General features: G+C 59.0%; 14 protein-coding genes. 6 read left to right on the forward strand and 8 right to left on the reverse strand.

Going from position 1 to position 15,091, the window contains the following annotated elements; all coding sequences use genetic code 11:
- Window positions 1–51 precede the first annotated feature (51 nt).
- From AXE86_RS07330 to AXE86_RS07345, 4 genes are all read left to right on the forward strand, one after another.
- The gene (locus AXE86_RS07330) at window positions 52–252 is read left to right on the forward strand and encodes a cold shock domain-containing protein (protein ID WP_006304954.1); all 201 of its coding nucleotides are present in this window, start codon (window positions 52–54) and stop codon (window positions 250–252) included.
- A 191-nt stretch (window positions 253–443) separates the two neighbouring features.
- Entirely contained in the window at window positions 444–989 is a 546-nt protein-coding gene (gene hpf / locus AXE86_RS07335) for a ribosome hibernation-promoting factor, HPF/YfiA family (protein ID WP_006690299.1), read from the forward strand.
- A gap of 103 nt (window positions 990–1,092) precedes the next feature.
- The gene (locus AXE86_RS07340; RefSeq protein WP_061945993.1) at window positions 1,093–2,388 is read left to right on the forward strand and encodes a PepSY-associated TM helix domain-containing protein; all 1,296 of its coding nucleotides are present in this window, start codon (window positions 1,093–1,095) and stop codon (window positions 2,386–2,388) included.
- A 46-nt stretch (window positions 2,389–2,434) separates the two neighbouring features.
- Complete coding sequence (locus AXE86_RS07345; RefSeq protein ID WP_061945995.1) at window positions 2,435–5,092, forward strand: cation-translocating P-type ATPase; 2,658 nt, start codon at window positions 2,435–2,437, stop codon at window positions 5,090–5,092.
- 87 nt (window positions 5,093–5,179) lie between these two features.
- Here AXE86_RS07345 and AXE86_RS07350 read toward each other — a convergent pair whose 3' ends face one another.
- From AXE86_RS07350 to AXE86_RS07370, 5 genes are all read right to left on the reverse strand, one after another.
- On the reverse strand, window positions 5,180–6,067 hold the full coding sequence (locus AXE86_RS07350; RefSeq protein ID WP_061945997.1) for a radical SAM protein: 888 nt from the start codon (window positions 6,065–6,067) through the stop codon (window positions 5,180–5,182).
- Window positions 6,068–6,533: 466 nt separating this feature from the next.
- Window positions 6,534–7,301 carry a DeoR/GlpR family DNA-binding transcription regulator gene (locus tag AXE86_RS07355; protein ID WP_040572524.1) on the reverse strand — a complete coding sequence of 256 codons (768 nt, stop codon included), beginning with the start codon at window positions 7,299–7,301 and terminating at the stop codon, window positions 6,534–6,536.
- 354 nt (window positions 7,302–7,655) lie between these two features.
- Window positions 7,656–8,525, reverse strand: a complete 870-nt coding sequence (locus AXE86_RS07360) for a CoB--CoM heterodisulfide reductase iron-sulfur subunit B family protein (RefSeq protein ID WP_006690294.1) — start codon at window positions 8,523–8,525, stop codon at window positions 7,656–7,658.
- Window positions 8,525–9,481: a succinate dehydrogenase/fumarate reductase iron-sulfur subunit gene (locus AXE86_RS07365; RefSeq protein WP_061945999.1), complete on the reverse strand. Its 957-nt coding sequence runs from the start codon at window positions 9,479–9,481 to the stop codon at window positions 8,525–8,527. Before AXE86_RS07365 ends, AXE86_RS07360 begins: the two co-directional genes overlap by 1 nt.
- 1 nt (window position 9,482) lies before the next feature.
- Complete coding sequence (locus AXE86_RS07370; protein ID WP_050341736.1) at window positions 9,483–11,330, reverse strand: FAD-binding protein; 1,848 nt, start codon at window positions 11,328–11,330, stop codon at window positions 9,483–9,485.
- A 446-nt stretch (window positions 11,331–11,776) separates the two neighbouring features.
- On the opposite strand from AXE86_RS07370, the gene AXE86_RS13330 reads away from it, so the two are divergent.
- Window positions 11,777–11,926, forward strand: a complete 150-nt coding sequence (locus AXE86_RS13330) for a secretion protein HlyD (protein WP_071884711.1) — start codon at window positions 11,777–11,779, stop codon at window positions 11,924–11,926.
- 48 nt (window positions 11,927–11,974) lie between these two features.
- On the opposite strand, the gene AXE86_RS07375 is transcribed toward AXE86_RS13330, so the two are convergent.
- Window positions 11,975–12,355: a GtrA family protein gene (locus AXE86_RS07375; protein WP_061946001.1), complete on the reverse strand. Its 381-nt coding sequence runs from the start codon at window positions 12,353–12,355 to the stop codon at window positions 11,975–11,977.
- Between the two features lie 174 nt (window positions 12,356–12,529).
- On the opposite strand from AXE86_RS07375, the gene AXE86_RS07380 reads away from it, so the two are divergent.
- The gene (locus AXE86_RS07380) at window positions 12,530–13,567 is read left to right on the forward strand and encodes an FAD:protein FMN transferase (RefSeq protein ID WP_061946968.1); all 1,038 of its coding nucleotides are present in this window, start codon (window positions 12,530–12,532) and stop codon (window positions 13,565–13,567) included.
- A gap of 59 nt (window positions 13,568–13,626) precedes the next feature.
- Here the strand turns inward: AXE86_RS07380 and AXE86_RS07385 are convergent, their stop codons facing one another.
- Together AXE86_RS07385 and AXE86_RS07390 are read right to left on the reverse strand one after the other, a co-directional pair.
- On the reverse strand, window positions 13,627–14,271 hold the full coding sequence (locus AXE86_RS07385; RefSeq protein ID WP_009753773.1) for a CBS domain-containing protein: 645 nt from the start codon (window positions 14,269–14,271) through the stop codon (window positions 13,627–13,629).
- 75 nt (window positions 14,272–14,346) lie between these two features.
- A complete protein-coding gene (locus tag AXE86_RS07390) occupies window positions 14,347–15,090 on the reverse strand; it encodes an ABC transporter ATP-binding protein (protein WP_061946003.1) in 744 nt (247 codons plus the stop codon).
- Between the last annotated feature and the right edge of the window lies 1 nt (window position 15,091).

Here is a 15,091-nt window from a genome sequence, read left to right on the forward strand (position 1 = left end):
AGGATTCTGCCTTTTTTGCACGATGATTCTATCATGGAAAGGAGAGCCGACATGACGGGAAAAGTAAAATGGTTTAGTGCGGACAAGGGATATGGATTTATCTCCCGCGAGGATGGCGATGATGTGTTCGTCCACTTTTCTTCGATTCAGGGTGAGGGATATAAGACGCTGAGCGAAGGACAGGAAGTGGAGTTCGACATTGTCGAGGGTGCACGCGGTCCGCAGGCGGACAATGTGGTCAAAAAGGAATAAGACAAAAAATCTGAAAAGCCCGGCTTACACAGCGGGCTTTTTCCTTTGACGATGGATGAGAAAAATCCTGGGAAAAATCTGAATTTAACAAAGTGAGCGTGATTTTTTTGCAGGTATTTTCTCCTTTATGTCGAACTAAACAGGTAAAAGAGGGAGTTCCTGCTCCCGTAGATAGAAAGGGGCTGTGTTTCATGGCTGCATTCACGATTCGAGGAAAGAATGTCGAGGTTACCCCCGCCCTGCGCGACTATGTGGAAAAGCGCGTCGGCAAGATCACGAAGTACTTCGATAATGTCGGTGAGATTGCGGTTCTGCTCTCTGTGGAAGGGAAGCATCACAAGGTGGAAGTGACTGCCCCCGTCGCACGCGGTATCCTGCTGCGCGGCGAGGAGCATTCAGAGGATATGTACAGCTCCATTGATCTGGTCATCGAGAAGCTTGAGCGTCAGATTCGCAAACAGAAAACGAAGCTTGCGCGGCGTTTCCGTCAGGGCGGGTTCAAGGCAGAGGCGGTCGAGACGTTTGCCCAGCCGATTCCGGAGGAGGATGAGCTCTACCCCGTTGTCAAGACGAAGCGTTTCACGCTCCAGCCGATGGATGTGCAGGAGGCGATCATGCAGATGAATCTCCTCAACCATCATTTCTTCGTGTTCCGCAACGCGGAGTCGGAGGAGGTCAACATTGTCTATGGGCGTCACGATGGAAAGTATGCGCTGATCGAGGTCGAAGAGGGCTGATCGCGCGATCGGATTCTGAGGAAAAGGACGGCTGCGGCCGTCTTTTTTGCTGTCCCTTTTCGGCAGATGTGCTATAATGCAGCCATTGGGATAGGAGGAAACGATGCGAAGAATCTATGTTGTTCACCAGTGGGTAAGTCTGATCTGTGCGCTCTTTTTGCTGCTGCTGACGCTGACGGGGCTGCCGCTGCTCTTTCGCGGGGAGATCAATGCCTGGAACACGGTGAATATGCCGCAGAGCGGGGAACCCATGCCGATGGCGGAGCTCTGGCAGGCACTGCCCGAAGGAGAGGCGGCGGTGCGTGCGGCGTATCCGACGAAGGATATCCTGGCAGTGACGCCGGACGATACGGATGGGACGCTCTATTTCCGCGTCGTGGAGCGCGGCGGCGCGGCAGGGCGTTCCCACATGCGCATGGGCGGCGAGCAGATCATGTACGATGTGCGTACGCATACGGCATTTGACCGCAAGGAACGCATTTATCGCTCCGAGGGTGTACAGACCTTTATGCACACGATGCACATCCTTCATGTCCGCATGGGGCTGGAGGAGGGCGGGCGTGACTTTCTCGCTCTGATGTGCGCCCTCTCGGTCGTCTCCATTGTGACGGGCATTTATCTCTATCTGCCGATGATGAAGAGCATGGCGTTCGGTACACACCGGCGCAGGACCAGCCGCGTGTTTTGGTCGGACTGGCACAAGATCACGTCGATCTTCGCAGGAACATGGGCGACGGTCATGTGCGTGAGCGGGATTGTGATCGTCCTCTACTCGGTCGGGATGCGGGACTATCACCGCACGGCGCATATTGCGGCGATGGAGCATTTTGCCGCGCAGGAGCAGCAGGCGGAGACGCTCCGTCCCGCAGATGCACTGGCACTCGCAGAGGAGAGCAGTCCCGCGCGGGATGTGATCTCCATGCAGCTGCCGACGGCATCATATCCCTTCTACGTCTTTCAGACCGCCGACCCGCCTGTGCGCGCGACGGACTTTGTGCTGGGCGAGCAGACCTATCTTCCGGCGGGCGGCGGCACGCCGCTTACCGTCCCCGTGCCGGCATGGATGAAGGCGGCGCCGTTCTTCTTGAACATCCACATCCACAATCATGAGCTCTTTGCCGTAAAGATTTTCTGGGGGCTGCTGATCCTCATGACGGCGGCGATGATTGTCACGGGCATTGTGCTCTGGCTGACGCGCTGGCAGAGGTGCATCGCGGCGGCCGCTGAGATCGCCGTTGAGAAACGCTCCAATGCGTCGTGGGAGGAGCCCGCACGCATCGCATTGGTGAGCCTTGTGATCTTCATCGCGCCGATTTACGGTGGATGGGCAGGCGAGGGTCTGGCACTTGTACTCAGTGCGTACCTTATCGTGTATTTCGTACGCGCCGTGTGCAGATGATCGTTTGCCGCTGTGAGGCGGCGCTGCATCGGGGAGGAGAACAGCGTTGACGCATAGAGGACTGACAACGGCGGAGGCGGAGGCCTCGCGCCGTATCCATGGGGCGAATGTTCTGCCGGAGCCGGCGCGGCTGACCTTCGGGCAGGCGTTTTTGGAGACCTTCCGCGACCCGATGATCCGCATCCTGCTCGTGATGGTCGCACTCATGGTCGCGATGTACTTCGTCGGCTATGCGGAGATCTATGAACCGGTCGGTACGATTGTCACAGTGCTCATTGTGGCGACGGTGACCGCGCGAACGAGCCTGACGAGCGACAGCGAATACCATGCGCTGCGCGCGCGTACGGCAAAGGACAGGGCAAAACTGCGCCGCGACGGCGGACTCCATGTCCTGCCCGTGGATGAGATCGTGGCGGGCGATCTCGTCATCCTGCAGGGGGGCGACAAGATCCCCGCCGACGGCGTGCTTATTGTCGGTGATCTGCGCGTGAGCAACGCGGCGCTGAACGGCGAAACGGAGGAGTGTCATAAGTGCGCCGATGCAGCTGCCGCATTTCCGGAGAAGACGACGGGGGATACCTTTGTCGATGGCACGACGCTCTTTCGCGGGAGCGTCGTCTTTGACGGCGAGGGCGTACTGAAGGTATGCCGTGTCGGCACGGCGACCGTGATGGGGCAGATGGCGTCGGAGATGCAGGGGCGTGAGCCCGCGTCTCCGCTGCAGGTCAAGCTCGCCAAGCTCGCCGATCAGATCTCGGCGTTCGGCTATATCTCGGGCATCGTGATCGTCGCGCTCTACATGATGTTCTTCGCCCTGCGTGCGGGCGGCATCGAGTCGTATGTCCTCCTCGGCTGGGGACAGATCCTCGTGGACGTGATTGAGGCGGTCTCGCTCGCCATCCTCATCATCGTCTGTGCCGTGCCCGAGGGGCTGCCGCTCATGATCTCCATCGTCCTGATGCAGAATACGAGCCGCATGCTCTCGCGCGGCGTGCTCGTGCGCCGTGCCGTCGGCATCGAGACGGCGGGTGCGCTGAACATCCTCTTCAGCGACAAGACGGGGACGATCACGGGCGGGCGGCTCTCGGTGGTCGAGTTTTTTACGGCAGACGGTGCGGTGTACGGCGCAGATCTCCTCGCGGGAGAGACGGCGCTCGCGGAGCAGCTGCGGCTTGCCATCGGCAGAAACACTGCCTCCATGTACGATGAGAGCGGGACTGTCGTCGGCGGGAATCCGACCGATCAGGCGGTTATGTATGCATTGGGGAAAAAATACTATCGTGCTCTGCAGGCGGATGAAAACGCGCGTACGGGGCAGCGGCAGACGTTCAACTCGGTGAATAAATTCAGCCAGGCAGAGCTGCCCGCGCGCGGCGTTGTCGTCTATAAGGGCGCCCCCGAGGTGCTCCTTGCCCGCGCACAGTATGCACTCAATGCGGCGGGAAATGTCGTACCCTACGATGCCGGCGCCCTGACGGAGACGATCAACGCCTACGCCGCGCGCGCCATGCGCGTCCTTGCGTTCGGGTATTCTGCATCGGCATTCTGCACGAATGAGGTGAATGCGGACACCGTGCTCATCGGCTTTGCCGCGATTCGCGACGATGTACGCCCCGAGGCGCGTGCGGCGATCGCCGAGGTGCAGGCGGCGGGCATCCAGGTCGTCATGGTGACGGGCGACCGCCGCGAGACAGCGGTCGCGATCGCACGTGATGCAGGCCTCCTGCGTGCGGACGGGGAGCTCGTTTTGACGAGCAGCGACCTCGCGCAGATGGACGATACTGCCGTGCAGCGCGTCCTGCCGCAGCTGCGCGTGATTGCGCGTGCCCTGCCGACAGACAAGTCGCGCATCGTGCGCCTCGCACAGCAGATGAATCTCGTCGTCGGCATGACGGGAGACGGGGTCAATGACTCGCCTGCCCTGCGGCGCGCCGATGTCGGCTTTGCGATGGGGAGCGGCACGGAGGCGGCGCGGGATGCGGGCGACATCGTTATCCTCGACGATAATTTCCGCTCAATCAAGGACGCGATCCTCTATGGACGCACGATCTACAACAACATCCTGAAGTTCTGCCGCTTTCAGCTCGTCATCAACATTGCCGCCGTTGTCGTCAGCGCACTCGCGCCGTTCTTCGGCATCATGGAGCCGCTGCGCGTGACGCATCTGCTCTTCATCAACCTCGTCATGGACAGTCTCGGGGCGATCATGCTCGGCAACGAGCCCGCCCATGAGAGCTATATGCACGAGAAGCCGCGCCGCCGCGACGCGAGCATCATCAGCCCCGCGATGGCAGCACAGATTCTCTGGATGGGGACGTGGCTGGTGCTGCTCAGCTTTGCCTTCCTCACACAGCCAGTTTTTGCCGCATGCTTTGCGGGGCAGTCGGAGCAGTACACGGCGTACTTCCTGCTGTTCGTGCTGGCCTCGCTGATGAACGGGTTCAATGTGCGGTCGAGCGGCTTCGGCATCTTCCGCGATCTCGGGGCAAATCCGGGATTTCTGCGGGTTTGGGGCGGCATCGTCCTCATCATGGCGGCCATCATCAATGCACCGCTTTTCCCGCATGAGGTCGGCGCGTGGATCGGTGCAATGTTCAGCTGCACGCCCATCCATGCAGGCGGCTGGGTGCTCGCCTTCCTCCTCGCCGCAACGATGCTCCCCGTCGACCTCCTCCGCAAGGCGATGGTACGCGGCCTGCGGTGAGGGGGAATCAGTGATTCCCTAAACGAAAGCCTCCCCCGTGGTCACGGGGAGGGGGAGAGATCACAGGGGTAGGGGCACAAGAATCCATTATCTAAAGTCGGGTACGTACTCTGTGCCGACCGCCTCCGCACCCTGCACGTAGACCTGCGTCATGCCAAGATCACGTGCGGCATCGACGACGGACTCGTACTCGAAGGTCGTGAGCCGACGGTGGAGCGGCGGGAACTCCGCCGCGCGATAGAGCGGGGTATACTGCCGCATGAGACTGAGCTGTATGCACTCACCGAACGCCTTCCAGAGACGCCGTACGAGGGCGATGCTCTCGTGACGGTGTCCCGGCAGGACGAGATGACGGACGAGGACGCCGCGCAGGAGCCGTCCGTCCGCGGCAAACTGCAGTGCGCCGACCTGCTCGACCATGGCACGGAGCGCGACAAATGCGGCTGCTGCGTAATCGGGAGCAGCAGAGTAGAGCCGTCCGCTCTCCTCCGCGTTGTACTTGAGATCGGGCAGGTAGATATCCACCACTCCCGCGAGGCGTGCGATATTCTCCTCCGTCTCATAGCCGCCCGTGTTCCAGACGACAGGGAGGGTCAGCCCTTCTGATCGTGCACGCGCGAGTGCGGTGAGAATCTGCGGCGTGTAGTGCGTCGGCGTCACGAGATCGAGGGTTGCGGCGCCCTGCGCCTGCAGCGTGAGAAACGCCGCCGCAAGCTCCTCCTCCGTCATCTCTCTGCCGTGTCCCTCGTGGCTGATCTCGTAGTTCTGACAGTAGACACAGCGGAGTGTGCAGTGGGCGAAGAACACCGCCCCTGCGCCGTGCGCTCCCACAAGACATGGCTCCTCCCATGTGTGCAGCATCGTGCGCGCGACGCACGCCAGCCGCCCTGCGCCGCAGAACCCGCGCCTGCCTGCCGTGCGGTCGACGCCGCAGCGCCGCGGGCAGAGCGTACAGTGTTTCAGTAAATCAATCAATCGTTTCCCCTTGTATGTTTACGGTTTTCCCCAACCTTTCATCGAGGTTATTCACCCTGCACCGTGCAGTGCTCTGCAGCAAACCTTAGTGGAGCAGGCGGGAAAAGCACACGTTTTGCCCCCTGCGGATTTCTGCCGTTCAAGCGAAGCGCGTTTAGGAATCCGCAGGTATTTAGGCAGATAAGTGTACGACCGCCTGTGCAGCGAAGTGTTTGCGAGGAGCACGCACCGTAACTATAGGAAGCACTGATAAATTCGGTACAACCATCTTGACGCATCTTTTTTGCCCGCACTTCGGCGGAAAATCCTCCACAGAGCACCACTCTGCGTCCGGTTTTCCACCTCGTTCGGACGAAAAAATCTACGCCAATCTGGCAGACCTCATTTTATCAGTGTTTCCTATATTTTCGCACAAGAAAACCGAGACGGCAAGCCCGTCTCGGTTCTGTCCGATCAATGAGAGATGTTACGGAAGTACGACATCAACCCCCAGGTCTGCGGCAGCGGCACGAATGTCGGATGGTGGTTCCGTATCCGTGACGAGCCCCGACAGGGAATTGAGCGGTGCATAGTCATAGTTGCCGTCCGCAGCGAGCTTGCGCGCCTCCGCGAGTACGTAGGAACGCTTGCTGCGTGCGATAATGGTTGCCTTGTTGAGTCCGTCGTCGATGTCGTAGGTGGAGACACTGTTTGCCTTAACGTTGACGCCGACGGCGCCGACAAAGGCAATATCGGGCTTCAGCTTTCCGATGAAGTCCTGCGTCATACCGCCCCAGAATCCGTCACGTCCGCGGTTGATCTGCCCGCCGGCAAAGATCAGCTCGATGCGGGGATTGCGTGCCAGGACGCCGAGCACATCGACCATGTTCGTGACAACGGTCAAATCACGGTCGCTCTTCATGAGCAGTTCTGCAATGGCAAGGTTGCTCGTGGACACGTCGAGGAAGACCATATCCTTGTCATGGATGAGAGAGACAGCTGCCTGCGCGATGCGCCGCTTTGCCTCGACATCCATGTGACGATGACGGCTTACCTCGATCATGTGAACGCTTTGGGTCAGTTTCACAGCACCACCGTAGGTGCGCTTGAGGCGTCCTTGCCGCTCCAGTGACCCGAGATCCTTGCGGATGCAGTCCTCGGTGACTTTGAATTTGGCGCTGAGCTCCTTGACCTTAACCTTGCCGTCACGCTCCACCATGCGGACGATGAGCTCTTGACGCTCCTCCAGAAACATGATATTCACTCCCTTTACGCAGATGAAAATAGAAACGCTCATATATCTGCGATTCAATGTAGCGTCCATCCTTTGCGTTCAGTGTAACGCAAAACAGACAAAATAGCAAGACAATTTTATCTATTGAATTAAATTTATAGGAGTGAAATCGTTATTTATATTCTATTATAATAAACAAATTCCTGTATTTCGTAGTATTAAATTATGATTATATGGGAATAACAAGAAAAATCCCCCGATCACGATGATTTCCATTGTCCTGTATACAATGTTGATATCGCAGTAGGACGTGTCTGATCGGGGGAATTCTTATTCGAAAAAAACCATTCTGTTTACTAATCGAAAGAAGATGCTTTACGCACCGACTTTCAGCTTATCGCGTCCGAAGACGTGGCGATTGAAACCGATCTCTTCCTGTGTCATGCCGAGTGCGAGCCCGACGAGCTGCTGCAGGTGGAGGATGGGCATGTCGGTCTCACCGCGGACCGCGTCGCGTCCCTCGGGTCCGTACATATCGAGCTGCATCTGGCAGAGCGGGCATGGGGTGGCGATGAGATCGGCATCTGCGTGTGCCGCACTTGCGGCGATCTGTCCCGTGACGGTCAGCACGTCGTGCTCGGCGGTGAACTGTGCGTGAAAGCCGCAGCACTTGCGCCCCGCATCGAACCAGACCGGCTCCCCCCCGAGACGGCGTACGAGACGCTCGAAGGACTCGGGATAGTCGCCTTCCTCATAGTGCATCTGCGGTTTCGGGCGCAGAATGTGGCAGCCGTAGTAGCAGGCGACCTTTGTCCCCTGCAGTGCGTCCGTGATCTTTCCGTCGAGCACCTCGGGATGCTCATCGAGGACCCAGAGGAAATGCGTGATGTCGCTCGTCCCCTGATATGCGTACGGATGACCTGCTTCCTCCAGGATGGCGTTCACCTTGTCCTTCAGCCCCGGCTCATGGTCGAGTCGGTATTTTGCCGTGCGCAGCTGCAGCGTGCAGGTATTGCAGACAGTGAGGATGGGGAGTCCCATATTCTCTGCGATGGAGATGTTGCGTGCGTTTATGGCGAGCATGGCGAGGTCGTTCACGCCCTGCCCGTGGGATGCGCCGCAGCACGTCCAGTTCGGGATTTCTTCGATCTCAATGCCGAGCTTTTCGCAGACCTTCTTGAGCGAGGTATATGCCTCGGCTGCCGCGCCGTCGAGGACGCAGCCCGGGAATAGTGCGTATTTCATTATGCGTCCTCCTTATCGGCGTTCTCCGCCGCCTTGACAATGGCGTCGATGGTCTTGATCTCGGGATTGACGGGATGCTTGGCGAGCGGATCCATCTTGCCGACGTTCATGAGGCGCAGTGCCATCGGCAGGCGCAGGCTCGACATGAGGTATCCCTCGGATTTGATGTTGAGCTTCGACTCATCAAGCGTGCCGGAGGTCTGGATGTCATCGTAGATCGCCTTTGCGTGGCGTGCACCGACGTTGTCGTCGAGGTGATGCTTAAAGGTCTCTGCCTTCAGCTTCTCGATGGCACCGGCGGGGTCGAGCCCCTTCGGACATTTTGCCGTGCACTCCTGACAGTTGAAGCAGCGCCACAGCCCGGCCTCGATGACGGCCTTCAGATGCTCCTCGGGGCTTTTGCTGCGCGAGTCGGCGACGAGCTTCTCCGCCTTGACGAAGGCAAAGGGATCGAGGAAGTCGTCCTGATTCAGTGTGTTCTTGTTGCACTCGGAGACGCAGGATCCGCAGAGAATGCAGCCTGCGTATTTTTTGTACTTGTTGAAGTCCTCGGGGGACTGGAGACAGCCCGTTTCCGCCGTGAACTCGTCCTTCGGATGGAGGGAGGGTTTTACCTTTTTGAGGCGCGCGTATTTTGGATCCCAGTCGACGATGAGGTCGCGGATCACGCGGAAGTTGCCGAGCGGCTCGATCGTGAGCTCGTCGCTCTGATAGCGTGCCGTGAGGTCGTCAATCAGCACTTCGCAGGAGAGCTCGGCGTTGCCGTTGACGCGCACGGCACATGCGCCGCAGATGCTCGAACGGCAGGAGCAGGTGAAGGAGAGCGTCGGATCCTGCTGCTCCTTGATGTAGGTCAGTGCGCCGAGAACAGTAAGTCCTGTGGAGCGCGGCACGGTGAACGTGTCCACCCACGATTTGCCCTCGACATAGCGATGGATTTTGAGTGTTGCGTCCATGTCAATACTTCCTTTCCTTTGGCGGATACTTCGTGATGACGACGTCCTTGTACTCCGCCGTGTACTTCCCGTCGGGCTGCTTGTAGATCAGCGTATGCTTGAGGAAGTTCACATCGTCGCGCTTCGGGAAATCGCGGCGCGAGTGTCCGCCGCGGCTCTCCTTGCGTGCCGCCGCGCCCTGCACGATGGCATGGGAGATCTGCAGGAGATTGCCGAGCTCGACATACTGCTCGAATGCTGTGTTGTAGACATGGGAGCTGTCGCCGACATAGCAGTTCTTGTAGTCCTCTTCAAGCGCACGCAGTTCCTTCGATGCTGCTTCGAGCTGCGCACCGTCACGGAACACGCCCGCCTTGTACCACATCGTGTTGACCATGGCATCGCGGATCTCGGGAACCGTGCGGTTCGTCGTGTGCGGACGTGCGGTCACCTTGTCAAAGTGATCCTTCCACTTCGTGCACGCTGCAGCGAGCTGATCCTGTGTGCCCTCGTAGCTGTGTTCCTTGGCGTAAGCGGCGGCACCCTCGCCTGCCGTCTTGCCAAAGACGAGCACCTCGGAGAGACTGTTTGCCCCAAGGCGGTTCGCACCGTGGACGGAGACGCAGCTGCACTCGCCCGCCGTAAAGATGCCGGGGATGCGCGTCGCGCCCGTCTTGTAGTCGGCCATCTCAAGGCCTCCCATGGAGTAGTGGCAGGTCGGGCTGATGAGGACAGGCTCCTTCGTAATATCAACGCCCGCAAAACGCTTTGCGAGGCCGTAGACCTGCCCGAGGCGTTCGTGGATGCGCTCGGGCGGGATCTTTGTAAAGTCGAGGTAGACGCCGGCAGTCAGCCCCTCGCCGATGCCGCGTCCCTGCTCGATCTCCGTGGCGATGGCGCGTGCGACAATGTCGCGCGTCGCGAGCTCCATCTTCTCCGGGGCATATTTCGACATGAAGCGTTCGCCGTTCTTGTTGAAGAGCTGTGCGCCCTCGGAGCGGCTGGACTCGGAGAGCAGAACGCCGTTGACGGAGAGACCTGTCGGATGGAACTGCACCATTTCGGGATCCTTGAACGGGATCCCGACGTTCATGCCTGCGACGATGCCGTCGCCCGTCGAGCTATACGGATTGGAGGTACGCACCCAGTAGGCACGGCCGTAGCCGCCTGTGGCAATGATGATCGTTTTTGCGGGAATGCCGATGAGGTCGCCCGAGCGCATATCCATCGCGACAATGCCCGCGAGTTTGCCGGCGTCCGTCATGCTGATCTCGAGCATCTGGCACTCGGAGATGAAATCAATATTGTGTGCAAGGCACTGTTCGAAGAGTGCGTGCACCATGGCGTGTCCCGCACGATCCTCGAAGTATGCTGCACGCGGATAGGATGAGCCGCCCATCTTGCGCTGATGGAAGTGACCATCCTTCTGACGGTTGTACGGATAGCCCATGTAGTCCATCTCGAAGATGGTTTTGCCCGCGTTCTCCGCGAAATACTCGACTGCGTCCTGATCACATAGATAGTCGCCGCCCTTGATCGTGTCGAATGTGTGCGACTCGATACTGTCATTAGGGTCGGTGACGCCCGTCACGCCGTTCATGCCGCCCTGCGCCATCGTCGATGCCGAGCGCGTCGGGACGAGCTTCGTCAGGACAGCGACTTTCAGATCCTTGTTCTGAGCTGCCGCGAGTCCTGCACGCATCCCTGCACCGCCGCTGCCGATGACGAGCACGTCATAGGTCACGTCGCCGCGCCGTACCTGCTCCGGGATGTTCTTTCCCCCGCAGCCGAGATAGGCACCGGACATGAGGACAACGCCCGCCGCTGCTGTTCCCTTGATAAAGGTGCGGCGTGAGATTTCCATTGCCATTGCTTTTCCCTCCTAATGATACATAGAATCTATTTCAATTATAAATAAATCCTATAATAGATTCCTATTTCGTTCTTGGAGAAAGAACTCCTTCTTTTTGGATAAAAGAAGTACTTTACTGAATATTGCGGAGCATAAGGGCTAAAATGGCATAAAAAAGCTCCCCTGACAGAGCAGGGGAGGGGCTATGCGGCGGTGGGCGTGCTGTGAACGGAGGCTGCGTGTGTGCTGCTGCATCAGAACTGACAGTATGCCGGCATTCCCGTGCTTGCGCAGCGCGCGGGATGTTGTTAGAATACAAGGGAATCGCTGATAAAATGAGGTATGCCAGATTGGCGTAGATTTTTTGTCCGATTGAGGCAGCAAACCGGACGCATAGCGAGGGCTATGTGGAGGATCGCGGGCGATAAGCGGGCGAAAAAGATGCGCTGGGAAGTACTGATAAAATAAAGTCCGTCGAATTGGTGCAGATTTTTTGTCCTGTCAAGGAGACAAACCGGACGCATAGCAGAGGCTATGTGGAGGATTTGTCGACACAGACAGGGCGAAAAAGATGTACTAAGACGGCGGTGCTGAGTTTATCAGTACTTCCCTAAGATGGTCGTGCCGAATTTATCAGTGCTTCCCAAGATATCAGTACTTCCTTAGCTGCGCAGGGCACGGCGCTTGAGGACGTAGTTCCACACGGTGACGATGCCGGCGGCAATGATCTTGGCGAGCATGTAGTAGACGCTGAGTCCGTCGACGAGCACCCACATGAGGAGCTGGTTGAGGGCAAGTCCTGCGATGCTCGAACCGAAGAAGAGGATTTTCGCGCGGTGCGTTTCGGCGGATGCGCCATGAAAGACGTAGATGAGGCAGAGACGATAGTTGACAAAGACGGAGATGCTGAAGGAGATCCCCGACGAGAGGAGATAGTAGAGCCCTGCATACTCTGTGAGGATGTAGAGCAGTCCGTAGTCGAGCAGAAAGCAGCCGCCCCCGACGAGGAGGAAACGGAGAATTTCATGAAATCTGGATGGCATGGGTCACCTCGGAGGATTGAACTGCGGCGTGAATATCGTCTGCTGTTTCTGCATGCTGCACAGAGGCACTTGCTCTGCTAAGGTTCACTTAGGAACATGGTGCTCTCTTGCTTCGATATATTGGTGCAGAAGGATGATCATACGATATCGCCGCTGAAGAAAGGAATCCTATATATGATACAAAAGTTTTTCCGGTTGTTCAAGTCGCCCCTTGTTCTTCTGCTCGGCATGGCACTCTTCCTCGGCGGGTGCGGGGGGGATGTGACGGCGGAGGAGACGCGGATCGTGATGGGGACGGTGGCACGTTTGACCGTGCGTGCGGATGAGATCACGTCGCAGGCGGCGCTGCGGGACGGGATGGCGGTGCTCACGGCGACGGAGGAGGATGCGGACGGTGCGGTGCTCGCCCGTGTGGAGGCGGCGGCAGGAACGGGGGAATGGACGGAGGTGCCGTCCGGGCTCTATGAGACGCTTGCCCTTGCGCAGGAGATGGCGCGCCAGTCGGACGGCGCGTTTGATATCACTTCGGGCACGCTGACGGAGCTGTGGGATGCGGCGCGTGCCGCGCAGTATCCGCCGACGGCGGAGGAGGTCGCCGCGGCGCGCGCACATGTCGATTGGCATGCGCTTGAGCTGCGAAAGCGTGCCGCTGATGATGGAGATCACACGGAGGTGCGGCTTCTGCGCGCGGGGATGAAGATCGACCGCGGCGCACTCATCAAGGGGCTGGCACTCGACGGCATCGCGCGCAGCTGGGCGGCAGGCGGCGCAGTGAATGCTCTTGCCGATCTCGGCAGCAGCTCGATTCTCGCGTGCGGCGTGAATGCGGAGGGGGAGCCGTGGCATATCGGCATCCGCAATCCGCGCGGGGAAAGCCGCAGCGATCTCGCTGCGGCGGCGCAGCTCTCGGATGCCATGCTCTCCACATCGGGCGACGATGAGCGGTATTTCCTCTGCGAGGGGCGGCGGTATCACCATCTCGTCAACCCGCGCACGGGCTATCCCGCAGAGACGGGACTCGCGTCCGTCACCGTCATTCTGCCGCAGAATGCGATGGCGGGGACCGCGTGGGCAGGGCATGAGGGACAGCTCTCGGATATGCTCTCGACGGCAATCTTCGTCATGGGCGCGGAGCGTGGGCGCAGCCTCCTCTCGGAGATTCCGGGTGCACAGCTCATCTTGATTGGGACAGATGGACATGTGATCGAGTGACAAAAAGGCCTGCCATTCGGAAGCGTATTCCGAATGGCAGGCCTTTGCTGCAGAGAAGGTCACCCGATCTGTGTGACGTGGCTGACGTTGAAGCCCTTTGCCGCGAGACGCTCCCTGACTGTCTCCACATCCGGTATGTCGGCGCGGATGATGATGTCGTAGGTGCCGCTCGGCTGGGGGATGGTGACCATGCTGTCGATACTGATGTCAAGATCGGCGAGTATGGTGGCAATGTCGCGGAGGACGCCCTTGCGGTCGGTGACCGCGATGGTCAGGCGCGTCTTGCCGCTGTCGAGTCCCATGATGGTGACGAAGGCGCGGAAGATATCCGTGGAGGAGATGATGCCGACGACTTTGCCGATCTCGGAGAGGACGGGCATGCCGCCGATCTTTTCGCGCGCCATGATGAGCGCCGCTTCCTCGATCGTCGTTGTGTCGGTCACGGTGATGACGTTCTTCTGCATGACGTCGGCGACCTTGATCTTCGAGAGCAGGGTGCGCAGCTCAAAGCGGTCGAGCGTGGTTGCTGCCGAAGGCGAGGCACGCAGGAGGTCGCGGTTTGTGAAGAAGCCGACGAGCTTTCCGTGCTCGACGACAGGCAGGCGGCGGAAATGCCCCTTGTCCATGATCTTTGCCGCCTCGTCGATCCCCACATCGGGGGCAATGGTGATGGGGTTCTTGGTCATGCAGTTGGCAACAAACATAATGCTCCTCCTTGCAGGGATGAATTTGTATATTACTGTAATATTCGCGCTTTAGGGCGTGTTTTCCTTCTTTTCTTATCCGCCCAGATAGGCCTTGCGTACCTCCTCGCTCGCCGCGAGATCCTTTGCGCCGCCCGAGAGCGTGATGCGTCCCGTCTCGAGAACGTAGGCACGGTTTGCGATGGAGAGCGCCATATTGGCGTTCTGCTCGACGAGCAGGATGGTTGTGCCCGCCTTGTTGATGTCAACGATGATGGAGAAGATTTCCTTGATGAGGAGCGGCGCAAGCCCCATCGACGGCTCATCGAGGAGCAGGAGACGCGGACGGCTCATGAGTGCGCGTCCCATGGCGAGCATCTGCTGCTCACCGCCCGAGAGCGTGCCCGCCTGCTGGGAGATGCGCTCCTTCAGACGCGGAAAACGCGTAAAGACCATCTCCATGTCGCTCGCGATGCCGTCCTTGTCATTGCGGATGAAGGCACCGAGCTCGAGATTCTCGAGGACGGTCATATCGGCAAAGATGCGCCGCCCCTCGGGCACCTGTGAGATGCCGCGGCGTACGATGTCGTGGGCGCCGAGCCCCGCGATGCCCTGACCCTCAAAGTCGACAGCGCCGCTCTTCGGAGCGATCAGCCCCGAGATCGTGCGCAGCGTCGTGGACTTGCCCGCACCGTTTGCACCGATGAGGGTGACGATCTCCCCCTGATGCACCTCAAGCGAGATGCCCTTCAGTGCGTGGATTGCACCGTAGTAGACGTTGAGATCCGCGATGCGGAGCATGGGGGTGCCGTTCTGCGGCTGTGTTGCTTCGTTTGCCATG

The organism is Selenomonas sp. oral taxon 136 (assembly GCF_001554015.1).
GTDB lineage: Bacteria > Bacillota > Negativicutes > Selenomonadales > Selenomonadaceae > Centipeda > Centipeda felix.